General features: G+C 69.8%; 19 protein-coding genes and 3 tRNA genes. 12 read left to right on the top strand and 10 right to left on the bottom strand.

What is annotated here, in order from left to right:
• Positions 1-80: 80 nt before the first annotated feature.
• From ACRQ4B_RS03100 to ACRQ4B_RS03090, 3 genes are all read left to right on the top strand, one after another.
• Positions 81-1,616 (top strand): PucR family transcriptional regulator, encoded by a 1,536-nt coding sequence (locus tag ACRQ4B_RS03100; protein WP_439693222.1) that lies wholly within the window; start codon positions 81-83, stop codon positions 1,614-1,616.
• Between the two features lie 56 nt (positions 1,617-1,672).
• Positions 1,673-2,308, top strand: a complete 636-nt coding sequence (locus tag ACRQ4B_RS03095; RefSeq protein ID WP_439693221.1) for a TetR/AcrR family transcriptional regulator — start codon at positions 1,673-1,675, stop codon at positions 2,306-2,308.
• Positions 2,309-2,395: 87 nt separating this feature from the next.
• Complete coding sequence (locus tag ACRQ4B_RS03090; protein WP_439693220.1) at positions 2,396-3,418, top strand: LacI family DNA-binding transcriptional regulator; 1,023 nt, start codon at positions 2,396-2,398, stop codon at positions 3,416-3,418.
• Positions 3,419-3,481: 63 nt separating this feature from the next.
• Here ACRQ4B_RS03090 and ACRQ4B_RS03085 read toward each other — a convergent pair whose 3' ends face one another.
• Both ACRQ4B_RS03085 and ACRQ4B_RS03080 read right to left on the bottom strand, forming a co-directional pair.
• Entirely contained in the window at positions 3,482-4,195 is a 714-nt protein-coding gene (locus ACRQ4B_RS03085) for an NUDIX domain-containing protein (RefSeq protein ID WP_439694345.1), read from the bottom strand.
• Positions 4,196-4,374: 179 nt separating this feature from the next.
• Positions 4,375-4,461 (bottom strand) — tRNA-Leu (locus tag ACRQ4B_RS03080).
• Between the two features lie 86 nt (positions 4,462-4,547).
• Here ACRQ4B_RS03080 and ACRQ4B_RS03075 point away from each other — a divergent pair.
• The 7 genes from ACRQ4B_RS03075 (at position 4,548) to pknB (ending at position 13,721) form a co-directional block, all read left to right on the top strand.
• Complete coding sequence (locus ACRQ4B_RS03075) at positions 4,548-5,228, top strand: FhaA domain-containing protein (RefSeq protein WP_439693219.1); 681 nt, start codon at positions 4,548-4,550, stop codon at positions 5,226-5,228.
• On the top strand, positions 5,225-5,776 hold the full coding sequence (locus ACRQ4B_RS03070) for an FHA domain-containing protein FhaB/FipA (protein ID WP_439693218.1): 552 nt from the start codon (positions 5,225-5,227) through the stop codon (positions 5,774-5,776). Before ACRQ4B_RS03075 ends, ACRQ4B_RS03070 begins: the two co-directional genes overlap by 4 nt.
• A gap of 6 nt (positions 5,777-5,782) precedes the next feature.
• Positions 5,783-7,141, top strand: coding sequence for a Stp1/IreP family PP2C-type Ser/Thr phosphatase (locus ACRQ4B_RS03065; protein ID WP_439693217.1), 1,359 nt, complete (start codon positions 5,783-5,785; stop codon positions 7,139-7,141).
• The gene (locus ACRQ4B_RS03060; RefSeq protein WP_439693216.1) at positions 7,138-8,574 is read left to right on the top strand and encodes an FtsW/RodA/SpoVE family cell cycle protein; all 1,437 of its coding nucleotides are present in this window, start codon (positions 7,138-7,140) and stop codon (positions 8,572-8,574) included. The genes ACRQ4B_RS03065 and ACRQ4B_RS03060 overlap by 4 nt, the downstream gene beginning before the upstream one ends.
• Entirely contained in the window at positions 8,571-10,025 is a 1,455-nt protein-coding gene (locus ACRQ4B_RS03055; RefSeq protein WP_439693215.1) for a peptidoglycan D,D-transpeptidase FtsI family protein, read from the top strand. Before ACRQ4B_RS03060 ends, ACRQ4B_RS03055 begins: the two co-directional genes overlap by 4 nt.
• The gene (locus tag ACRQ4B_RS03050) at positions 10,022-11,773 is read left to right on the top strand and encodes a protein kinase domain-containing protein (RefSeq protein ID WP_439693214.1); all 1,752 of its coding nucleotides are present in this window, start codon (positions 10,022-10,024) and stop codon (positions 11,771-11,773) included. The genes ACRQ4B_RS03055 and ACRQ4B_RS03050 overlap by 4 nt, the downstream gene beginning before the upstream one ends.
• A gap of 121 nt (positions 11,774-11,894) precedes the next feature.
• Positions 11,895-13,721: a Stk1 family PASTA domain-containing Ser/Thr kinase gene (pknB, locus tag ACRQ4B_RS03045; protein ID WP_439693213.1), complete on the top strand. Its 1,827-nt coding sequence runs from the start codon at positions 11,895-11,897 to the stop codon at positions 13,719-13,721.
• Between the two features lie 130 nt (positions 13,722-13,851).
• On the opposite strand, the gene ACRQ4B_RS03040 is transcribed toward pknB, so the two are convergent.
• Positions 13,852-14,496 carry an anthranilate synthase component II gene (locus ACRQ4B_RS03040; protein WP_439693212.1) on the bottom strand — a complete coding sequence of 215 codons (645 nt, stop codon included), beginning with the start codon at positions 14,494-14,496 and terminating at the stop codon, positions 13,852-13,854.
• A gap of 81 nt (positions 14,497-14,577) precedes the next feature.
• Here ACRQ4B_RS03040 and ACRQ4B_RS03035 point away from each other — a divergent pair, with 81 nt between their 5' ends.
• The gene (locus tag ACRQ4B_RS03035; protein WP_439693211.1) at positions 14,578-14,832 is read left to right on the top strand and encodes a cell division protein CrgA; all 255 of its coding nucleotides are present in this window, start codon (positions 14,578-14,580) and stop codon (positions 14,830-14,832) included.
• Between the two features lie 458 nt (positions 14,833-15,290).
• On the opposite strand, the gene ACRQ4B_RS03030 is transcribed toward ACRQ4B_RS03035, so the two are convergent.
• Both ACRQ4B_RS03030 and ACRQ4B_RS03025 read right to left on the bottom strand, forming a co-directional pair.
• Positions 15,291-16,154: a rhomboid family intramembrane serine protease gene (locus ACRQ4B_RS03030; protein ID WP_439693210.1), complete on the bottom strand. Its 864-nt coding sequence runs from the start codon at positions 16,152-16,154 to the stop codon at positions 15,291-15,293.
• An 8-nt stretch (positions 16,155-16,162) separates the two neighbouring features.
• Positions 16,163-16,702: a peptidylprolyl isomerase gene (locus ACRQ4B_RS03025; RefSeq protein ID WP_439693209.1), complete on the bottom strand. Its 540-nt coding sequence runs from the start codon at positions 16,700-16,702 to the stop codon at positions 16,163-16,165.
• A gap of 117 nt (positions 16,703-16,819) precedes the next feature.
• Here ACRQ4B_RS03025 and ACRQ4B_RS03020 point away from each other — a divergent pair, with 117 nt between their 5' ends.
• Positions 16,820-17,392: a hypothetical protein gene (locus ACRQ4B_RS03020; protein ID WP_439693208.1), complete on the top strand. Its 573-nt coding sequence runs from the start codon at positions 16,820-16,822 to the stop codon at positions 17,390-17,392.
• A 560-nt stretch (positions 17,393-17,952) separates the two neighbouring features.
• Here ACRQ4B_RS03020 and ACRQ4B_RS03015 read toward each other — a convergent pair.
• The 5 genes from ACRQ4B_RS03015 to gyrB all read right to left on the bottom strand — a co-directional run bounded on the left by ACRQ4B_RS03015 (position 17,953) and on the right by gyrB (position 23,378).
• Positions 17,953-18,025: transfer RNA gene (locus ACRQ4B_RS03015), tRNA-Ala, on the bottom strand.
• A 10-nt stretch (positions 18,026-18,035) separates the two neighbouring features.
• A tRNA-Ile gene (locus ACRQ4B_RS03010) sits at positions 18,036-18,112 on the bottom strand.
• A 76-nt stretch (positions 18,113-18,188) separates the two neighbouring features.
• Positions 18,189-18,596 carry a DUF3566 domain-containing protein gene (locus ACRQ4B_RS03005; protein WP_439693207.1) on the bottom strand — a complete coding sequence of 136 codons (408 nt, stop codon included), beginning with the start codon at positions 18,594-18,596 and terminating at the stop codon, positions 18,189-18,191.
• Positions 18,589-21,261, bottom strand: a complete 2,673-nt coding sequence (gyrA, locus tag ACRQ4B_RS03000; RefSeq protein ID WP_439693206.1) for a DNA gyrase subunit A — start codon at positions 21,259-21,261, stop codon at positions 18,589-18,591. The genes ACRQ4B_RS03005 and gyrA overlap by 8 nt, the downstream gene beginning before the upstream one ends.
• 113 nt (positions 21,262-21,374) lie before the next feature.
• The gene (gene gyrB, locus ACRQ4B_RS02995; RefSeq protein ID WP_439693205.1) at positions 21,375-23,378 is read right to left on the bottom strand and encodes a DNA topoisomerase (ATP-hydrolyzing) subunit B; all 2,004 of its coding nucleotides are present in this window, start codon (positions 23,376-23,378) and stop codon (positions 21,375-21,377) included.
• Positions 23,379-23,395 lie beyond the last annotated feature (17 nt).

Raw genomic sequence — 23,395 nt, 5'->3', positions numbered from 1 at the left:
GGAGCGTCCGACTGCGGCACCCACTGTCCGTCGTGTACACCCGGGAGCAGTGAGATCGACGCAGCGGATAGGTTGCGTCCATGCCCGCGACACTGCGCTCCCTCCTGCACCGAGCCGACCTCCACCTGCGGCTCCTGACCGGCGCCGGCTCGGACGCCCTCGACGCGCCGTTGTCCTGGCTGCACAGCTCCGACCTCGACGACCCGACGCCGTTCCTCGCCGACGGCCAGGGCCTGCTCACGACGGGCACCCAGTTCGGGACGGAGACCGACGTGACCGCCGCGTTCGCCGAGGAGTACGTCGCCCGGCTCCGGCGGCGCGGGGTCGTGGCGCTCGGGTTCGGCACCGAGGTGGTGCGCGCCGGCACGCCCGCGCAGCTCGTCGACGCGTGCGCGGCATCGGGGCTGCCGCTGTTCGAGGTGCCCTACGAGACCTCGTTCATCGCCGTCGCGCAGGCCAACGCCGACGCCGTCGCCCGCGACGCCAACGCCCGCAACGCGTGGGCCCTCGCCGCACAGCGGGCCATCTCGCTCGCGGCGATGCGACCGGACGGCCTCGGCGCCACGATCGCCGAGCTCTCCCGCCAGCTGGACGGGTGGGTGGGCCTCCTCGACGTGTCCGGCCGCCTGGACCGGGGCCACCCGGTCGACGGGATCACCGAGGCCGACGTCGAGCTGCTCCGGACCGAGTCGCTCCGGCTCCTCCGCGCCGGACAGCGGGCGAGCCTGCCCGTGACGACCGAGCACCGCACCGGGTTCACGCTGCAGACCCTCGGGAGCGGCGGGCACCTCAGCGGCGTGCTCGCCATCGCGAACGGCGGCGCACTCGACCGGGCCGGGCGCGAGGTCGTCACCGCCGTGATCGCGCTCGCCGGCCTCGCGTTGCAGCAGAACCGCGAGCTCGCCCGGGCCAGGGGGCTCCTGCGGACCGGACTGCTCACCATGCTGTCGGTCGGCGACCCCGCCGTCGTGGACACCACGTCCCGGGAGGTCTGGGGACCGCTGCCGGCGGAGCCCGTCCGGATCGCCGCCCTCGACGTCGCCGACCACGACCTGGACACCGTGGTCGACCTGCTCGAGCTCTGGGTGCAGGACCGTCCCGGACGCCTGTTCTTCGCCGTGGACGACGCCCTCTTCCTGTGCGTGGGCGCCGACGACACCGCGGTCGTCGAGGAACTCGTGACGCGGTACGACCTGCACGCCGGACTCTCCGACGGCGCCTCGTACCGGTACTTCGGCCGCGCGCGGACCGAGGCCGTGCAGGCGCTGGACCGTCGCCGCGAGGGGCGCCCGGGGATCACCGAGTTCGGCGACCTCGCCCGGGACGGTGTCCTCGCGCACCTCGCGCACGTGGACGTCGACGCCGGCGCGGTCGCCCGGGCCGTCCTCGCGCCGCTGTTCGACCACGACCGCACGACCGGTTCGGAACTGACCCGGACCGTCCGCACCTGGCTCGAGCAGAACTGCGAGTACGACCGCACCGCGCAGGCCCTCGGGGTCCACCGGCACACCGCCCGCGCCCGGGTCGAGCACGCCGGACGGCTGCTCGAACGGGACCTGTCCGTCTTCGCGACCCGGGCGGACCTGTGGGCGGCGTTCGTGGTCGAGGGCGCGTGACGGCCGGCACCACCCGGACCCGTCCGTCGGATCCGTCGGCCCCCTACGCTGGGACCGTGCCGACGACCCCGGCCCGCCGGCGCCTCAGCCCGGCCGAACGCGACGCCCAGATCACCGCCGCCGCGATCGCCGTCGCCCGGTCCGAGGGCCTCGCCGCGGTCACCCTGCGCGGTGTGGGCGCGTCGATCGGCGTGGCCCCGTCGCTCGTCGCCCACTACCGCCCGAGCACCGCGGACCTCGTCGGCGAGACGTTCCGCACCGTCGCGAGCGCCGAGGTCGACGAGGTCCGGGCGATCGTCACCGCCGAGCCCGATCCGGTCGCCCGGCTCCGGACGCTCCTCGCGTGCATCGCCGACCCCGACCGGGACGACGTCGCGACCCTCTGGGCGGACGCGTGGAGCATCGGTCGGACGAACCCGGGGCTCGCCTCGGCCGCCCGCGCGGTGATGGACGACTGGCAGGCACTGGCGACCGAGATCGTGCGCGACGGCGTCCGCACCGGCGTCCTGCGCACCGAGGACCCCGACGCGGTCGGTCGGCTGCTGTTCGCCCTGGTCGACGCCACGAACGGGTACGCCCTCGTCGACTACCTCGACCGCTCCACCCGCGAGGACCTGGTCCGCGCGACGATCGCCCGCGCGGTCGGTCTGGACGGCACCGCGCTCGCACCGGAGCCGCGACACCACGCGTGACCGACGCCGCGGTCACGTGACCGACACCGCGGTCGCGTGACCGCGGCCTCCGCCGGGTGCTCGCTGCCCGGTCAGTACGCTTGCCGCATGTCCGACGTCCGTGCCGCCCGTTCCCGCGCCACGATCCAGGACGTCGCCGACGAGGCCGGCCTCTCCCGGGGCACCGTCTCCCGCGTCCTCAACGACGAGCCGTACGTCTCGCCGAAGGCCCGGGAGGCAGTGCAGGAAGCCGTCCGCCGCGTCGGGTACGTCCGCAGCGCCGCAGCCCGCAGCCTCGTCACCCGCCGGTCCGGTGCCGTCGCGCTGATCGTGCACGAACCGTCCGTCCAGGTGCTCGACGACCCGAACATCGGCAACATCCTCATCGGCACGAACACCGTGCTCTCCGAGGCGGACCAGCAGCTCGTCACGATCATGGTCGACTCCGCGCGGGACAACGAACGCGTGGTCGAGTACCTCCGCGGCGGGTTCGTCGACGGGGCGATCGTGCTCTCCGCCCGCGACGGCGACGCCGTGACCCGGGCCATCGAGGAGATCGGCCTGCCCGCGTGCTTCGTCGGCCACCCCTCCGACGCGCCGAACACCTCGTACATCGCGATCGACAACCGGGCCGCGGCCGAGCAGATCACCGCGCGGCTGGTGGCCACCGGTCGACGCCGCATCGGCATGCTCGCGTCCGGTCTGGACCGCGACTCCGGACAGGACCGCCTCGCGGGCTTCGAGGCCGCACTCGGCGACCGGTTCGACCCGTCGCTCGTCGCGCGGAACCCCCTCTTCAGCTACACCGCCGGTGTCGAGGGCATGCGCGAACTGCTCGACCGCGCGCCGGACATCGACGGCGTGTTCGCCGCGTCCGACGCCGTCGCCGCGGGGGCGATGGACGTGCTGCAGCGTGCCGGTCGGTCGGTCCCCGGCGACGTCGGCGTCGTCGGGTTCGACGACAGCGCGTGGGCGCTCCGGTGCGACCCGCCGCTCTCCACCGTCCGGCAGCCGGCGAAGACCCTCGGCGAGCACGCCGCGCGGCAGGTCCTCGAGCAGATCGCCGGCTCCGACGCGGGTCCGAACGGACTCGTCCTGCCGACCGAGGTGGTGTGGCGGGCGAGCGCCTGACCGTCGGTCTCGGGTGCGGGCGGGCGGGTGGTGCGTGGGCGCGCTGGCGCTCAAGCGCGCGTCTCAGGCGTGCGAGCGCCGTCGGAGTGCCACCCACTGCAGCAACATGATCGTCTTGCCGTCCGCGATCCGCCCGTCCTCGACCATCGCCAGCGCCTCGTCGAGCGGGAGTTCGAGCACCTCGATGTCCTCCCCCTCGTCCTCGAGCCCTCCCCCGGCGTCCACACGATCGGCCGGCGAGTAGTCGCCGACGTAGCCGTGCACCCGTTCCGTGACGGAACCGGGGCTCATGAACGCGTCGAACACCTTCGTGAGGGCGCCGAGTCGGACCCCCAGCTCCTCTGCCGCCTCGCGTCGGACCGCGGTGTCGGGGTCGTCCTCGTCGAGCAGTCCGGCCGCGGCCTCGACGAGCATGCCGTCCGGGTGGCCGTTGACGTACGCGGGCCAGCGGAACTGCCGTGTGAGCAGCACCGTGCCGCGGTCCGGGTCGAGGGGCAGCACCGTCGCACCGTTCCCACGGTCGTAGGTCTCGCGCTGCTGACGGTCCCACCGGCCGTCCCGACGGCGGACGTCCAGGGTGGTCCGGCGCAGCACGTGCCACCCGTTCGACACGACCTCGACGTCGCGGACGACCACGTCCGGGTTGCGGTCGAGGGCACGGCCGACCGCGTCGAGACCGGTGCGACCGCGGTCGTCCGGGATCGTCTCGCCTGGCCTGGGGTCGCTCGGTGCATCCACGTCGACACCGTAGCCGTGCGCGGGCCGCGGGCCGCGCATCGGGCGGAGCGCCGGAGCGGTGCGCTGGCCGCGGTCGACCACGGGGCGGAGCCCGGATGCGGGACGGCGGCGGGTCGTGCCTCCAGGCCGGTCGTCGCGGCCACGCGACCGTCCGAACGCGGTGTGCGGACCGGGGAACGCAACAGGCCCCCGGATTCCTCCGGGGGCCTGTTCCTGCCTGGTGCGCGAGGGGGGACTTGAACCCCCACGCCGTTTCCAGCACACGGACCTGAACCGTGCGCGTCTACCAATTCCGCCACTCGCGCCAGCCCGAGAACACTACCACGCACAGACGCTGCCAGACGCCAACCACTACCATGCAGTGGTCGGTGACCGAGAACGATGGAGACCCATGGGCCTGTTGGACAGCTTCGAGCGAGGGCTGGAGCGTGCCGTGAACGGCGCGTTCGCGAAGACCTTCCGCTCCGGCGTGCAGCCCGTGGAGATCTCGAGCGCACTGCGCCGCGAGCTCGACACGAAGGCCGCGGTGGTGTCGCGCGAGCGCATCCTGGTGCCGAACGAGTTCACCGTGCGCCTGGCGCCGCCGGACTTCACCCGGATGAACGACGTCGGTCGCCCGCTGATCGACGAACTGTCGCAGATGGTGCAGCAGCACGCCGTCGCGCAGAACTACTCCTTCTCCGGGCCGGTCACGATCCGCCTGCAGCAGGACGGCACGCTCTCGACCGGCATCCTGCAGATCGACTCGACGACCGTGCAGCGCGACGTCGCCTGGGTCGCGGTCCTGGACATCGGTTCGCAGCGGCACAAGCTGCAGCGCGGCCGGACGGTCATCGGCCGGGGCAGCGACGCGGACATCACCGTCGCGGACACCGGCACGAGCCGCAAGCACGTCGAGGTCATCTGGGACGGCAAGCACGCCCAGGCCAACGACCTCGGGTCGACGAACGGGTCGAAACTGAACGGCGAGCGCTTCCAGCAGGCCATCGTGGAGCCGGATTCCACGATCGAGATCGGTCGTACCCGTATGGTGTTCCGGGTGATCCCCGAGAACGACGGAGGTACCAGGTGACCACAGGGCTGACCCTGCTCGTCCTGCGCTTCGCGTTCCTCGCGGTGCTCTGGCTGTTCGTTTTCGTGATCGTCTTCGCCCTGCGGAGCGATCTGTTCGGGCAGCGCGTGCGCACCATCCCGACCGATCCGAAGGCCGGCGCGTCCGGCCCGACGACGCCCGTCGTCCCGGCCGCAGCGCCGTCGGCTCCGGCGTCGAACGGCGCGTTCACGGACCTCATCGGTCAGCCTGGAGGCGCGCAGCAGCCCGCCACGCCGGTCGCGACCCGCCTCGTGATCACCGAGGGATCGCGCGAGGGCATGGAGATGCCGCTCGGCGGCGGACCGATCACGATCGGCCGGTCCAGCGAGTCCAACGTCGTCATCCGCGACGACTACACGTCCACGAACCACGCCCGCCTCGACCTGCGCGCCGACGGCTGGCTCCTCACCGACCTCGAGTCCACGAACGGCACGTTCGTCAACGGTCAGAAGGTGACCGCCCCCGTGACCATCGCGGAGCGGACGCCGATCACGATCGGGACGACGACGTTCGAGCTGCGGCGGTAAGCCCGGATGACGGCTCGTACGCTGAGCGCCGCTGTGTCCCACGTGGGGCGCATCCGCGCGAACAACCAGGACTCCGGCTACGCCGGACAGCACCTGTTCGCGGTGGCGGACGGCATGGGCGGGCACGCCGGCGGCGACGTCGCCTCGGCGATCGCGATCCGCCGCATCCGTGAGGTCGACCGGGAGTTCCCGTCCGCCCACGACGCCGAGTTCGCGCTGCAGTCCGCCCTCATCGCCGCGAACCAGCTGATCACCGAGACGGTCTTCGAGCACCAGGAGCTCACCGGGATGGGCACCACGGTGTCCGCGATGATCCGCGTCGGCGACCAGATCGCGATCGCCCACATCGGCGACTCCCGGATCTACCTGCACCGTGACGGCGAACTCCGTCAGATCACCTCGGACCACACCTTCGTGCAGCGTCTGGTGGACAGCGGTCGGATCACGCCGGAGGAAGCCGCGGTCCACCCCCGCCGCTCGGTGCTCATGCGCGTGCTCGGCGACGTCGACGCGGCGCCCGAGGTCGACACCGCCATCATGGACATCCAGCCGGGCGACCGCTGGCTCCTCTGCTCGGACGGGCTGTCGTCCTACCTGGCCGAGGAACGCATCCGACACGCCCTGGCGTCGAACATGGACGCCAACCAGGTCACGCAGCGACTCGTCAAGGAGACGCTCGACCACGGTGCCCCGGACAACGTCACGGTCGTCGTCATGGACGTCACCGACACCGACCCCGGCGACGACGACGACGCGGCCACCACGGTCGGCTCCGCGGCAGCACCGCTCACCTTCGAGGCGTCGACCGGCCGCAAGCCGATCCGCCTCCCCACGATCCTGCTGCACCCGCTCAAGGTCACGACGGCACCCGAGGACTCGCACTTCGAGCCGGAGTCCGACCAGTTCTTCGCGGAGCTCATCGCCGAGGACCGCCGCCGCCGGATCCGTCGCCGCATCTCGTGGACGATCGCCCTGGTCGTCGCCGTCGCGGCACTCGTCGGAGCGGTGTTCTTCGGCTGGCGGATCATCCAGGACCACTACTACGTCGGCACGGACCGCGGCACGGTCGCGATCTACAAGGGCGTGCAGCAGTCGATCGGACCGATCGCACTCTCCGACGTGTACGAGGACACCGACATCACCACGTCGTCGTTGCCGGACTACACGCGGGAGAACGTCCGCTCAACGATCAACGCGCAGTCGCTCGACGACGCGCGCGACATCGTCGACCGACTGCGCAAGGCCGCCGAGACCGGGCAGGACCAGGCGGGCACGGGTGGTGACGGCGGATCGTCGTCGCCGACCCCGACGCCGTCCGACTCGCCCACCGGGTCCCCGACGCCCTCCCCCGGGGCGAAGCGATGAGCAACGCCACCGCCCAGTCCTTCACGCAGGCGATCACGATCAAGCTGCGGGAGCCGGCGCGCGCCCGGAACCTCGAGCTGGTGCTGCTCATCATCGCGTGCGGCATCTGCGCCGGTGCCATGGTGCTCGTGCAGCTCGGCACCAAGGGCAAGCTCTTCGACACCTCGGTGCTGTGGACCGGTGCGGGCATCCTCGGCCTCGCACTGATCATGCACGTGGTGCTGCGGGTCGTCGCGAAGAACGCCGACCCGTTCATCCTGCCGGTGGCCCTCGTGCTCAACGGCATCGGGATCGCGGAGATCTACCGGATCGACGTCCACAACGGACTCACCGGGTGGAGCGCGATCGGCGTGAAGCAGATCGTGTGGACCATGCTCGCGATGGTCCTCGCGATCACCACGATCGTGCTCGTGCGGAACCACCGGTTCCTGCAGCGGTACCGGTACATCTTCATGTTCCTGACGATCGCGCTGCTCCTGCTGCCGATGCTGCCGGGGATCGGCCTCAACGTGAACGGCGCGCGGGTCTGGATCAAGCTCGGATCGTTCACCTTCCAGCCGGGTGAACTCGCGAAGATCACCATGGCGCTGTTCTTCGCCGGCTACCTCGTCACCGCCCGGGACTCCCTGTCGATCGTCGGCAAGAAGTTCCTCGGGATGACCTTCCCGCGCGCTCGTGACCTCGGCCCGATCCTGGTGATGTGGGGCGCGGCGATGGGCGTCCTCGTCTTCCAGCGCGACCTCGGCACCGCCCTGCTGTACTTCGGCCTGTTCCTGGTGATGATCTACGTCGCCACCGGCCGTCTCGGATGGGTGGTCATCGGCCTCGTGCTGTTCGTCGGCGGTGCACTGATCGCCCAGTCCGCACTGGTCTACGTGCACGGACGCTTCGAGCAGTGGCTCGACCCGTTCAACCAGGAGATCTTCACGCGGCAGACCCAGGGCAGCTACCAGCTCGTCCAGGGCCTCTTCGGCTTCGCCAACGGTGGCATCACCGGGACCGGCCTCGGCCAGGGCCGCCCGTACATCACCCCCGTCGCCAACGCGGACTACATCATCGCGTCGCTCGGCGAGGAGCTCGGCCTGATCGGCGTCTTCGCGATCCTGGCGCTCTTCATCGTGCTGGCCTCCCGCGGCCTGCGCGTCGGGTTCATGGCCCAGGACGACTTCGGCAAGCTGCTCGGCGTCGGCTTCGGCTTCATCATCGCCCTGCAGGTCTTCGTCGTCGTCGGCGGCATCACCCGGGTCATCCCGGTCACCGGTCTGACGACACCGTTCATGGCCGCCGGTGGGTCGTCCCTCGTCGCCAACTGGATCATCGCCGCGATGCTGCTGCGCCTGACCGATGCAATCCCCGCCGAACAGCGCGTGCAACAGGGTGCGATCCCCGCTGCACGCGGCCGCGGGACGACCAGGAAGGAGCGCAGCCGATGAACCGACAGCTCCGCGGTGTCTCGACCGTCATCGTGCTCATGTTCGTCGCGCTCTTCGTGTCGACGACCTCGATCCAGTTCTTCTCTGCGGACTCCCTCCGCGCCGACTCCCGCAACTCGCGGACGATCCTCGACAGCTACTCGACGAAACGCGGCGCGATCCTGGTCAACGGCAGCCCGATCGCCGAGTCCACCCCGGTCGACGACCAGTACCAGTACCAGCGCAAGTACACGAACGGCGACCTGTACTCGGCCGTGACCGGGTACTTCACCATCGGGCAGGGCAACACCGGCATCGAGAGCGCGGAGAACACCGTTCTGTCCGGCAACTCGGACGCCTCGTTCTTCCAGAACCTCAACGCGATCCTCACCGGGCAGGACGTCCAGGGCGACAACGTCAACCTGACCATCGACCCCGACGTGCAGCAGGCCGCCTACGACGCGCTCGGCGCGAACACCGGCGCCGTGGTCGCGATCCAGCCGAAGACCGGCAAGATCCTGGCGATGGTGTCCAAGCCGTCGTTCGACCCGAACACGCTCACCTCGCACGACACCGCGAAGGTGAAGGCGCAGTACGACGCGTTGCTCGGCCAGACGCGCACCCCGCTGCAGAACCGGGCGATCGGCGGCGACCTCTACACGCCGGGCTCGGTGTTCAAGCTCATCGTCGCGTCGGCGGCCCTCGAGGGCGGCAAGTACTCCCTGGACTCCGAGTTCCCGAACCCGTCGCGCCTGCAGCTGCCCGGCACCAGCACCTACATCAACAACGCCGAGGGCGGCTCGTGCGGTGGTGGCGACAAGGTCAAGCTGCGCACGGCGATCCAGTACTCGTGCAACATCCCGTTCGCGGAGCTCGGGCAGAAGCTCGGCTACGACGCGATCAAGAGCATGGCCGACAAGTACGGCTTCGGCGACGCGATCGAGGTCCCGATGCGGGCCACGGCGAGCCAGTACCCCGAGGTCGACTCGACCGCGCAGCTCATGCTGAGCGCCTTCGGCCAGGCCAGCGTCCGCGTCTCGCCACTGCAGATCGCCATGGTCTCCGCCGGCATCGCGAACGGCGGCAAGGTCATGCAGCCCTCGCTCGTCGACTCGATCACCACGAGCGACCTGAAGACCGTCGAGTCCTTCTCGCCGAAGCAGTACAGCGACCCGCTGTCGGCCTCGGAGTCCAGCGACCTGACCGAGGCCATGCAGAGCGTCGTCAGCTCCGGGACCGGCACCAATGCCAAGATCGACGGTGTCGACGTCGCCGGGAAGACGGGCACGGCCGAGGGTGGCACGGGCGATCCCTACACGCTGTGGTTCACCGGGTTCGCCCCGGCGAAGGACCCCGAGGTGGCCGTCGCGGTCGTCGTCGGGAACGGCGGCGGACTCGGACAGTCCGGCGTCGGCAACACGGTCGCGGCCCCGGTCGCGAAGAAAGTCATGGAGGCGGTGCTGAACAAATGAGACCCACCAGCGGACTCACCTTCGGTGGGCGGTACCAGCTCTCGTCCCGCGTCGCCATCGGCGGCATGGGAGAGGTGTGGCAGGCCACCGACCTCGTCATCGGCCGGACCGTGGCACTCAAGATCCTCAAGGACGAGTACCTCGGCGACCCCGGGTTCCTCGAGCGCTTCCGCGCCGAGGCCCGGCACGCAGCGCTCGTCAACCACGAGGGCATCGCGAACGTCTTCGACTACGGCGAGGAGGACGGCAGCGCCTACCTCGTGATGGAGCTCGTCCCCGGTGAGGCGCTCTCGACCATGATCGAGCGCGAGCACACGCTCCCGGTCGACAAGGTCCTCGACATCGTCGCCCAGACCGCGAACGCCCTGCAGGCCGCGCACGCCGTCGGCCTCGTGCACCGCGACATCAAGCCGGGCAACCTGCTCATCACGCCGGACGGCCGCGTCAAGATCACCGACTTCGGCATCGCCCGCATCGCCGACCAGGTCCCGCTCACCGCGACCGGCCAGGTCATGGGCACCGTGCAGTACCTCTCGCCGGAGCAGGCGAGCGGACACCCGGCATCGCCGTCCACCGACATCTACTCGCTCGGCATCGTCGCGTACGAGTGCCTGGCCGGACGCCGTCCGTTCACCGGTGAGTCGCAGGTCGCGATCGCGATGGCGCACATCAACGAGCAGCCGCCGGCGCTCCCGGGGGACATCCCCGAGCCGGTCGCTGCCCTGGTGATGTCCTGCATCGCGAAGAAGCCGGCCGACCGTCCGGCGACCGCCGCCAACCTCGCACGGGCCGCCCAGGCGCTCCGCCGCGGGGACGTCGCCGCGGCGACCGTCGCCGTGCCGGCCATCGCCGCCGGTGGCACCGTGGCGTTCAACCCGCCGCAGGGCCAGGGCAACGACGCGGCGACCGCGCTCATCGGGACCCAGGCCGGTGCCGTCGCCGGTGGACCGGGCACGCCCGGCTCGCCCGTCGAGGGCGGGGACGAGGAACCGAAGAAGAAGCGCGCGTGGATCTGGTGGCTCGTGGGCGGCATCGTCGTCCTGGCCGTCGCGGGCGTCATCGCCGCGTTCGCGCTGAACGGCGACGGGAGCGCCGAGCCGACCCCGTCGCCGACGTCGAAGAGCGCCTCGCCGCGCCCGAGCAACACCCCGACGGCGACCCCGACGCAGGCCCGCGTCCTGGTCAACGCGGCGGACTACGTCGGACTGTCGGTCGCGGACGCCCAGGCGAAGCTGCAGCAGCTCGGCCTCACCCCGCAGGTGGAGGACGGCGACCCGGCCCCGTCGGCGGACAAGGCGAACACCGTCCAGTCGATCAGCCCGACCGGCAGCCTGGCGGAGGGCGCCGTCGTCGTCATCCAGCAGTACACGGCGCAGCCGACCGTGAACCAGCCGAACTCGGCGTCGCCCGGGACGGTGTCGTCGGACGGCCAGGTCACCTTCAGCTGGGCGGCCGCGACGTGCCCGACCGGGTACACCGTGTCGTCGTACGCGTACACGATCACGGGCGGCAAGGACACCTCGAGCCAGACATCGGGCACCCTCGACGCCTCGCACCGGTCGGTCACCGTGCAGATCGACGCGGTCGGCAAGACCGCCTCGCTGACGTACACGGTGACGTGCGGGAACCTCCCCGCCTCGGCCGCGTCGGAGAGCGCCTCGAGCGACGCCTGGCAGGCATCGGGTGATCCGACGGACAACCCGACCAACGGGACGAACCCCAGTCAGGCCCCGCAGGACGACAACTGATTGACCCTCGGTCGGGGGCTCGCGACACCGTTGCGTAACGGTTCGGTCGGGGCCCCCGTCCGCAGCGTCTCACCAGTGACGCCTGCCGTACACTGGCCCGGACGGACATTCGGAGGAGTACGTGCCAGAAGGTGTGACCGCGGGGATCACCCTCCTCGCCAACCGCTACGAGATCGGTGACGTCATCGGTCGGGGCGGCATGGCCACAGTGCATCTGGGCAACGACACCCGCCTCGGACGCAAGGTGGCGGTGAAGCTGCTCAAGCCGAGCCTCGCCAACGACCCGGCGTTCCGGACCCGGTTCCGACAGGAAGCCCAGGCTGCCGCCCGCATGGCGCACCCGACGATCGTCCGCGTCTACGACGCCGGCGAGGAGACCGTCACCGAGACCTCGGGCGCCGAGGTGCAGGTGCCCTTCATCGTCATGGAGTACGTCGAGGGTCGTCCGCTCTCCGACATCGTCGGCGACGGACCGGTCGCCCCGGACGAGGCCGTGCGCATCACCGAGGGCATCCTCACCGCGCTCGAGTACTCGCACCGAGCCGGGGTCGTCCACCGTGACATCAAGCCGGCGAACGTCATGGTGACGCACTCCGGCCAGGTCAAGGTCATGGACTTCGGCATCGCCCGCGCCATCACCGACACGTCGGCCACGGTCGCGCAGACCACGTCGATCCTCGGGACCGCGTCGTACTTCTCGCCGGAGCAGGCCCGCGGCGAGACCGTCGACGCCCGCACCGACGTGTACTCCACCGGCGTCGTGCTCTTCGAACTCCTCACCGGTCGGCCACCGTTCATCGGCGACTCGCCCGTCGCGGTCGCGTACCAGCACGTCAGCGAGCAGCCGGTCGCCCCGTCCTCGCTCGCGCCCGAGGTGTCGCCGGCACTCGACGCCGTGACCCTGCACGCCCTCGTGAAGGACCGCACGCGCCGGTACCAGAACGCCGCCGAGTTCCGCACCGAACTCCAGCAGGCCGCCGCCGGCCACGTGCCCGCGTCGACCCGGAAGCTGCAGCAGCAGGCCGCCAACGACGCCTCCACGGTGTTGTTCGGCGTGAACCCCCGCACCACGTCCAACCCCGCCGTGGCCTTCCGTGAGCTCGAGGACGACACCGCCGAGCACCGGCCGCAGCGCACGCAGAACCGTCCGCCGGTGGCGTGGATCTGGGTCGGCATCCTCCTGACCGCCGCGGTGATCGTCGCGGTCGTGTTCTTCGTCGCGAACCTCCAGCCCGGCAAGGGCCCGGTGTCGTCGGTGAGCGTCCCGAACGTCGTCGGCGCGACGTACGACTCCGCCGCGTCCGCGCTGGAGAAGCGTGACCTCGTGCCGGTGAAGGTGGAGGAGAACTCCGACGACGTCGATAAGGGCACGGTCATCCGGACGGAACCGGGCTCGGGGACGAACGTCGGCCGCAGCCAGAACGTCCGGGTGGTCGTGTCGCTCGGGCCGGCACAGGTCGCCGTCCCGGACCTCGCCGGACAGGCGCAGGACGCCGCCGAGAAGCAACTGCAGGCCGCCGGCTTCTCGCTCGGCGCCATCAACTCCGACTACTCACCGGACGTACCGGAGGGGACGGTCATGAGCACCGATCCCGCTGCCGCCTCGCAGCACGTCAAGGGCTCCGTCGTGAACCTCACGGTGTCCAACGGCAAGGTGCAGCTGCCGGACGTCACGCAGCAGCCGTTCTCGACCGCCAACACGACGCTGGCCGGTCTCGGGTTGACCGTGACCCCGGCACCGTCGTACGCCTGCACGGGCGGGACCGTGACGCAGCAGAGCGCGCCCGCCGGCGACATCGCGCAGGGCAGCACCGTCACCCTGACCTACTGCGCGGCGTCCGTCCAGCAGACCCCGCCGCCTTCCTCCGGTGGCGACAACGGCGGCGACAAGGGCGGCGACAACGGCGGGGGCGACAGTGGCGGCGACGGCGGCACGGACGGTCAGTGACCTGATCAGGCTGCTGGCCTGACCACGTACCCGACGTGCCCCGGCCGAGGGCCGAACCGATCCCGATCCGACCACGTCGTGACGCGGCGCGGACGGCGGAGGCGGGTCGCGCCTCCAGTCCGGAGGTCCGTCAGGAGCGGTGCGCCGCGAGCAGCGGGGTGAGTCCCGCCGCACGCTCGGCGGCACCGGCGAGACCCGTCGTCTCCAGCCAGTTGCCGACCATGCGGTACCCACCCTCGGTCAGGACCGACTCGGGGTGGAACTGCACGCCGTAGACGGGGTGCTCACGGTGCTGCACGCCCATGATCACGCCACCACCGGTACGCGCCGTGACGTCGAGCTCGTCGGGGACGGTACCGTCCACGATGGCGAGCGAGTGGTACCGCGTGGCGGTGAACGGGTGCGGGACGCCTGCGAAGAGCGCGCTGTCGTCGTGGTCGACCTGCGACGTCTTGCCGTGCATGAGCTCCTCGGCGTGGGTCACCGTGGCGCCCAGCGCCTCGGCGATCGCCTGGTGCCCGAGGCAGACCCCGAGGAGCGGCTTGTCCGCGGCGATGGCAGCGTGCACCGTGGCGATCGAGACGCCGGCGGCAGCGGGCGTACCGGGCCCGGGCGACAGCAGGACACCGTCGTAGTCGGCGATGCGGTCGGCGACCTCGGACTCGGGGAAGGCGTCGTTCCGGACCACGTCGGTCTCCGCCCCGAGCTGCTGCACGTAGCCGTTCAGCGTGTAGACGAAGCTGTCGTAGTTGTCGACGACGAGGATCTTGGTCATGGTCGTTCACCGTACTCGTGGGGGATGTGTGCGGCGAGCTGAGAGCCTTCCCACACACGTGGTCACGGTAGGATACCGGCCATGGCCAAGGACAAGGACCGCACCAAGCCCGCCCGGAGGACCCGAGCCGACTCGGTCGACACAGCGGGGGACCAGCCGAACCCCGTCTGGTTCAAGCCGGTCATGTTCGGCTTCATGCTCATCGGGCTCGCCTGGGTCATCGTCTTCTACATCTCGAACACGACGCTCCCGGTGCCGACCCTCGGTTCGTGGAACATCCTCATCGGCTTCGGCATCATGTTCATCGGCTTCCTCATGACCACTCGCTGGCGTTAGCAGCCAGGCCCGTCACGTCCTCGACGCCCGTCGCACCGGTTGGTGCGGCGGGCGTCGTCGTTCTCGGGCTTCTCCACAACCGCGCGGGGCTCGTGTTTGGGTTCTCCCCACGAGCGAGCCGGTTCTCCACAGTTCTCCATACTCTCCACACGGCTGTCCACACCCCTGTCCGCGAGTTATCCACAGTTGAGTCCACAGTGGGGATAATCACACGCGTGTAACTCACCGATTTGTCCACACCTGTGGACAACTCGATCGTGCACGTGTGGACAACGCCTCGGAGTGGCGCTCACGGACGCCCGGCGTGCCGGTGCGACCGCACGCACGGACGCGTGTGGACGCCCGGCCTGCGGCGCGCCCGCACGCACGAGCGCCTGCCGTGCGCAGGAGACGTCGAAGGCCCCGCCGCACGAGCGACGGGGCCTTCGACTGGCCGGCCGGCCGGCGAGCGACCTGACTCAGATACCGATGCCGAGCTGCAGGGACGTGTAGGCGGCGTAGATGCCACCGATGAGCACGACCGCCTCGGCGACGAGCAACCCGATCTGCAGCCCGCGCTGACGGACATTGCGGGTCTTCGAGAACACGAACCCGGTGATGAAGCCGAGGACGATCCCACCCACGTGCGCCTGCCACGAGATGGCGGTGCCGGGCAGGAAGCCGACGACGAGGTTCAGGCCCATGATCACGAGCAGCTGGACCGCGTTGTAGCCGAGACTCCGCTGGATGACGAAGAACGCCGCGAACAGGCCGAAGATGGCGCCGGAGGCACCGACGACCTGCGTCCCGGGGCTGAGGAGCGAGACCGCGAGGTCACCGCCCAGTCCGGCGAGCAGGTACAACGCGACGAAGCGCCACGTGCCGAGCATGTTCTCGAGCATCCGCCCGAAGATCCACACCGCCCACATGTTGAACAGGATGTGGAAGAACGACGAGTGGACGAAGAGCCCGGTGATCAGGCGCCACGGCTGCGTCCCGACCAGTGGCGTGTAGTAGCTCAGCCAGGCGTTGACGTACCCGCCGCTGACCTGGTTGAGCAGCCACAGCACCACCGAGACCGCGACGATGACGACCGTCGCCTTCTGGTCGAGCATGGCGAAGCGCCGCCGGGCGACCGTCATCCCACTGGGACCGGTCGCCCGACGGTTCGCCGCGAACTGCGCACGCTGCTCACGCACGCACTCCGGGCAGTGCACCCCGACCGCCGCCGGCGTCTGGCACTCCGGGCAGATGGTCCGCCCGCACCGTTGGCACAGGACGAAGCTCTGCCGGTCGGGGTGCCGGTAGCAGGTGTTGTCGGAGTTGTACGCCGGATCGCTCACGTGGTGGCTCAGACGTCCTCGACGTCGATGCTCTGGATGACGACGTCCTCGAGCGGCTTGTCACGGCCGTCCGTGGCCACGCCCTCGATGGCATCGACGACCGCGCGGGACTCGTCGTCCGCGACCTCGCCGAAGATGGTGTGCTTGCCCTGCAGCCACGGCGTCGCCACGGTGGTGATGAAGAACTGCGAACCGTTCGTGCCGCGGCCGCCCTGGATGCCGGCGTTGGCCATCGCGAAGATGTACGGGTTCTGGAAGGTCAGCTCGGGCGAGATCTCGTCGTCGAACCGGTAGCCCGGGCCACCGATGCCCTGGCCGAGCGGGTCGCCGCCCTGGATCATGAAGTCCTTGATGATGCGGTGGAAGATGACGCCGTCGTAGAGCTTGTCGGTGGACACCTTCCCGGTGCCGGGGTACGTCCACTCCTGCTTGCCCGTCGCGAGGTCGACGAAGTTCTTGACGGTCTTCGGAGCGTGGTTGCCGAACAGGTTGACGCGGATGTCGCCCTTGTTCGTGTGGATCGTTGCGACAGCGGTGTGCAGAGACATGTTCCGATTCTCGCATGTACGGCTGAGGGTCAGACGGATCCCACAGGTGAGGCTCCGTGACCTGTCAGGGAGTCCGGTGGCAGGATGGGACTCACGCCGATCCGATGGAGGTACCAGATGACGACGATCGAGATCCCGCGCAAGCGTCGGAAGCAGATCAAGAAGCTCAAGGGCCAGACCGCCTCGCTCCTCGGAGAGCAGCGCAAGGTCCTCGAGCACGCGAACGCGATCCTGGCGGAGGCGCGTTCGAATGCGGCCGATGCCGCACGCAAGGACATCGCACCCCGGGTGCAGAACGCGATCGACAACGGCATCCGGCCGGCTGTCGCCACGGGCGTCCACGCAGCGACCAGTGCTGCGCAGAACGCGTCGCACCGGTTCCAGTCCGAGGTCGTGCCCGGCCTCGTCGCGACCGCCGGCTCCGTGCTGAGCGTGGGCGACCTCGCGAAGGACCCCCGGGTGAAGAAGATCGTGAAGAACGCCCAGAAGAAGGGCAAGAAGGCGAAGAAGGCTGCGGAGAAGTACGTGCCGCACCAGAAGAAGGGCATCGGCTTCGGCGGTGTCGCGCTCATCGTCGTCGGCGTGGTCGCCGTCGCGGGTGCCGCGTACGCCGCGTACCAGACCCTCCGCGCCGACGACGACCTCTGGGTCGCTGACGACGCGGACACGGCGGAGAAGCCCTCCGCCTGACCTCCCGGTTCGTACGAAGGGCCCCGGCACCCGCCGGGGCCCTTCGTCGTCCCCGGGCAGGCGACGCCCCGAGGTCGTGTCGTCGGGTCAGCGGTTCGGGTTGGTCGCACGACATGCCGTCCGCTGCTCGCCGCGGTCGCAGAACTCGTCGCTCCCGCCGGCCCCACCCGACACTTCCCGCGACCAACGCACCGCCCCGCCGGGCCCCCTCGCCCGTGGCGGTGACGGCCTGGAGGCGCGCTCCGGCCCGCACCGCGCCTCCAGGCCCACAGATGCGCAGCATCAACCCGCGCGAGATCGCACTCCCGCGCCCCGATCGGCCCAGCTTCCACCCCGACCCGCGATCTCGACGCACCCCCCCACAACGCGAGCCGAGCACCGGACGCAAGCCGAACACCGGACGGAACCCCAGCACCGGGCGCAAGCCGAACACCGGGCGGAAGCCGAACACCGGGCGGACCCCATCGCGGAGCGGCGCGCCGAAGGCGCCGACAGACACAGCGAAACGACCCGGCGAAGGGAGGAACGACCGCAGCAGGGTCGTTCGAGAGGAAAGCTTGTGGAGCCTGGGAGAATCGAACTCCCGACATCCTGCTTGCAAAGCAGGCGCTCTACCAACTGAGCTAAGGCCCCGGGAAGGGGATGGTGGGGCTACAAGGACTTGAACCTTGGACCTCTTCGTTATCAGCGAAGCGCTCTAACCGCCTGAGCTATAGCCCCTCAGACCGGATGAAAGCCTACCGTACCGATCCCGCAGAACGAAATCGAGCGGTGCTACCCATCCGGCCCGGGTGTGTCAGTTGTTCGTGAAGCCCACGAGCAGTCCGCCCGTGATCCGAACACTGAGGTTGTAGAGGACACTCACGATCGCGCCGAGCACGGTGCCGACGACCACGTTGAGGATGCCCACGACGATGGAGAACCCGAGCACCTGGCCCAGCGAGAACTGGTCCATGATCGAGTAGTTGCTCTGCCCGGTGACGTCCTTGAGCAGGGCGTCGATCTGGGTGAACACCCCCGTCTGGTTCAGGATGACCCAGACCAGGGCGGTGGCGACGACGATCACGATCGAGCCGGCCAGGGCGATGAGGAAGCTCAGCTTGACCATCGACCAGAAGTCGACGTACACGAGCCGCAGTCGCACCTGACGGGTGCCGACGGGCCGCTTCGCCTTCTTCTGGAGCTTCTCGGCGACACTACTCATTGGTTGACTGGTCCTCTCCGGCCTCGTCGGCGACGGGCGCGGGGTTGATGGGCGCGTTGTCGGTGGGGTCAGTGGGTTCCGGCGCCGCTGCATCAGGGCTGACCGTCTCCACCGGGCCCGCGGGCTCGATCTCGGCGTCGTCCTGGTCGTCCAGGTTCCGCTCGGTGTTCCGGGCCACCGCGATGATCCGGTCGTTCTCCGCGAACCTCGCGAAGACCACACCCATCGTGTCGCGACCCTTGGCGGGCACCTCGGCCACGGCAGACCTTACCACCTTGCCCGATTGCAGCACGACGAGCACTTCGTCGTCCTCGCCGACGATGAGAGCACCCACAAGGTCGCCCCGGTCGGCGGCCAGCTTCGCGACCTTGATGCCGAGTCCGCCGCGGCCCTGCACGCGGTACTGGTCGACGGAGGTGCGCTTGGCGTAGCCGCCCTCGGTCATGACCCAAACGTAGCCGTCGTCCGAGACGACCCGTGCTGCCAGGAGCGCGTCGCCGTCGCGGAAGGACATGCCCTTCACGCCGGAGGTCGACCGGCCCATCGGGCGCAGGGTGTCGTTCGTCGCGGTGAAGCGGAGCGACATGCCGTGCTTCGAGACGAGCAGCAGGTCGTCGTGCTCGTCGACGAGGAGCGCCTGCACGAGCTTGTCGCCGTCACGCAGGTTGATCGCGATGATGCCGCCGGTGCGGTTCGTGTCGTACTCGATGAGCGCCGTCTTCTTGACCAGGCCGTGCTCGGTTGCGAGCACGAGGTACTGCGCCGCCTCGTAGTCACGGATGTCGAGCACCTGCTGGATCTGCTCGTCCGGCTGGAGCGCGAGCAGGTTGGCGACGTGCTGCCCCTTGGCGTCGCGGCTGGCTTCCTGCAGTTCGTACGCCTTGGCGCGGTAGACCCGGCCCTGGTCGGTGAGGAACAGCAGCCAGTGGTGCGTCGTCGTGACGAAGAAGTGCTCGACGATGTCGTCGGCGCGCAGCTGCGCACCCTTGACCCCGCGACCGCCGCGGTGCTGCGAGCGGTAGTTGTCGCTCCGGGTGCGCTTGACGTACCCGCCGCGGGTGAGGGTGACCACCATCTCCTCTTCGGGGATGAGGTCTTCCATCGACATGTCGCCGTCGAAGCCGAACATGATCTCGGTGCGGCGGTCGTCGCCGAAGCGGTCGACGATCTCGTCGAGCTCCTCGCCGATGATCGTGCGCTGCCGGGTCTCCGACGCGAGGATGTCCTGGAAGTCGGCGATCTTCCGCTCGAGTTCCTCGGCCTCGTCGTGGATCTTCTGCCGCTCGAGCGCGGCGAGGCGGCGGAGCTGCAGCTCGAGGATGGCGCGCGCCTGGATCTCGTCGACGGACAGCAGGTCCATCAGGCCGGTGCGGGCCTCTTCGACGTCAGGCGAGCGACGGATGAGCGCGATGACCTCGTCGAGTGCGTCGAGTGCCGCCAGGTAGCCGCGCAGGATGTGCGCGCGCTTCTCGGCCTCGCGCAGGCGGAACCGCGTGCGGCGCACGATGACGTCGATCTGGTGGTCGACCCACGCCGAGATGAACCCGTCGAGCGCGAGGGTGCGGGGCACGCCGTCCACGATCGCGAGCATGTTCGCGCCGAAGTTCTCCTGCAGCTGCGTGTGCTTGTACAGGTTGTTCAGCACGACCTTGGCGACCGCGTCGCGCTTCAGCACGATCACGAGGCGCTGCCCGGTGCGACCCGAGGTCTCGTCGCGGATGTCCGCGATGCCGGCGAGCTTGCCGTCCTTGACGCCCTCGGCGATGCGGATCGCCAGGTTGTCGGGGTTGACCTGGTACGGCAGCTCGGTGACGACCAGGCAGGTGCGGCCCTGGATCTCCTCGACGTTGACGACCGCCCGCATCGTGACCGAACCACGGCCGGTGCGGTAGGCGTCCTGGATGCCCTTGGTCCCCAGGATCTGCGCGCCGGTCGGGAAGTCCGGGCCCTTGATCCGCTGCATGAGCGCCGCGAGCAGCTCCTCACGCGTGGCGTCCGGGTGCTCGAGCGACCACTTCGCGCCCTCGGCGACCTCGCGCAGGTTGTGCGGCGGGATGTTCGTCGCCATGCCGACCGCGATGCCGACCGAGCCGTTGACGAGCAGGTTCGGGAAGCGTGCCGGCAGGATCGCCGGCTCCTGGGTGCGACCGTCGTAGTTGTCCTGGAAGTCGACGGTGTCCTCGTCGATGTCCCGGACCATCTCCATGGCGAGCGGTGCCATCTTGGTCTCGGTGTACCGCGGGGCCGCGGCGCCGTCGTTGCCCGGCGAGCCGAAGTTGCCCTGTCCGAGCGCGAGCGGGTAGCGGAGCGACCACGGCTGGACCAGTCGGACCAGGGTGTCGTAGATCGCGGTGTCGCCGTGCGGGTGGAACTGCCCCATCACGTCGCCGACCACGCGCGAGCACTTCGAGAACGCGCGGTCCGGGCGGTAGCCGCCGTCGAACATCGCGTAGATCACGCGGCGGTGCACCGGCTTGAGGCCGTCGCGGACCTCGGGCAGCGCACGACCGACGATGACGCTCATCGCGTAGTCGAGGTACGACCGCTGCATCTCCAGCTGGAGGTCGACCTGCGAGATGCGGTCGCCGGAGACGACGATGTCCCCGCTGTCGCCGTGGACGATCTCGGGCTGCTCGTCGGCGCCGTTCTCGTTGTCGTCAGCCATGTGGCTTCGTTCCCTTTCTGGACAGCCTGGAGGCTGTGGTTCCGTCGGTCGCGCCGGGCGCGACCACAGGTGGTCAGGACTGGACCGCGCGGCTCACGCCGCGCCTCCCGGCCCTAGATGTCGAGGAAGCGGACGTCCTTCGCGTTCTGCTGGATGAACTGTCGACGGGACTCGACGTCTTCACCCATCAGCGTCGCGAACACGCTGTCCACCGCGGCGGCGTCCTCGAGCGTGACCTGCAGGAGCGTCCGGGTCTCCGGGTTCATCGTGGTGTCCCACAGCTCCTTGTAGTCCATCTCGCCCAGACCCTTGTAGCGCTGGATCCCGTTGTCCTTCGGGATGCGCTTGCCGGCGGCGAGTCCGGCCTGCATCAGGGCGTCGCGCTCCCGGTCGCTGAACACGTACTCGTGCGCCGAGTTCGACCACTTCAGGCGGTACAGCGGCGGCTGCGCGAGGTACACGTAGCCGCGCTCGATGAGCGGACGCATGTAGCGGAACAGCAGCGTCAGCAGCAGCGTGGTGATGTGCTGGCCGTCGACGTCGGCATCGGCCATCAGCACGATCTTGTGGTAGCGGGCCTTGTCCGGGTCGAAGTCCTCGCCGATGCCGGCGCCGAACGCCGTGATCATCGACTGGATCTCCTGGTTCGCCAGGGCGCGGTCGAGACGGGCCTTCTCGACGTTGAGGATCTTGCCGCGGAGCGGGAGGATCGCCTGCGTCATCGGGTTGCGCCCCTGCACGGCGGAGCCGCCGGCGGAGTCACCCTCGACCATGAAGATCTCCGACAGCGTCGGGTCCTTCGACTGGCAGTCCTTGAGCTTGCCGGGCATGCCACCCGACTCCAGGAGCCCCTTGCGGCGCGTGGTCTCGCGGGCCTTGCGGGCGGCGAGACGAGCCTGCGAGGCCTGGATCGCCTTGCGCACGACGTCACGGGCCTGGGTCGGGTTGCTCTCGAACCAGTGCGTGAGCTCGGTGCCGACGACGCGCTGGACGAAGCCCTTGGCCTCGGTGTTGCCGAGCTTGGTCTTCGTCTGGCCCTCGAACTGCGGCTCGCCGAGCTTCACCGAGATGACGGCCGTCAGGCCCTCGCGGATGTCGTCACCCGTGAGGTTGTCGTCCTTCTCCTTGATGATCTTCGCTTCGCGCGCGTACTTGTTCACCAGGTACGTCAGCGCCGCGCGGAAACCCTCTTCGTGGGTGCCGCCCTCGTGCGTGTTGATCGTGTTCGCGAAGGTGTGGACGCTCTCCTGGTAGGAGGTGTTCCACTGCATCGCGACCTCGAGCGCGATCTTGCGCTCCGGGTCCTCCGCCTCGAAGCCGATGACGTCCGGGTGGACCAGGTCGGCCTTCTTCTGGGCGTTCAGGTACTCGACGTAGTCCGCGAGGCCGCGCTCGTAGAGGAAGGAGTCCTTGCGCGACTCTTCCCCGTCGGCCGGGGTGCGCTCGTCCTGCAGCGAGATCCGGAGGCCCTTGTTGAGGAAGGCCATCTGCTGGAACCGGGTGCGCAGGGTCTCGTAGTCGAAGACGACCGTCTCGAAGATGTCGGCGTTCGGCCAGAACGTGATCGTCGTGCCGTGGCCGTCGTCTGCCTCGTCCTTGGAGAGCGGTGCGACGGGGACGCCGTCGGTGTAGCTCTGCCGCCAGACGTGCCCCTGCTGCCGGACCTCGACGTCGAGCTCGCTCGAGAGCGCGTTCACGACGGAGGACCCGACGCCGTGCAGGCCGCCGGACACCGCGTACGCGCCGCCGCCGAACTTGCCGCCGGCGTGCAGGACGGTGAGGACGACCTGGACGGTGGAGACGCCCTCGGCCGCGTGGATGCCGACCGGGATGCCACGGCCGTTGTCGACCACGCGGACGCCGCCGTCTTCACGGATGGTGACCTCGATGGTGTCGCAGTACCCCGCGAGTGCCTCGTCGACGGAGTTGTCGACGATCTCCTGCACGAGGTGGTGCAGACCGCGCGGACCGGTGGACCCGATGTACATGCCCGGGCGCTTCCGGACGGCCTCGAGCCCCTCGAGCACCTGGATCTGGTCTGCGCCGTACGCCTGGTCGTTCTGCGGGGTCTGCTCGCCGGACGAGTCCTGTCGGTCGTCGTCAGATCCGGATGTCATTCGAAGGTGCTCCTGCC

Source organism: Curtobacterium sp. SP.BCo (assembly GCF_051903265.1).
Lineage (GTDB): Bacteria > Actinomycetota > Actinomycetes > Actinomycetales > Microbacteriaceae > Curtobacterium.
Note: the sequence above shows the minus strand (reverse complement) of the source record. Positions and strands in the feature narration are given on the sequence as shown.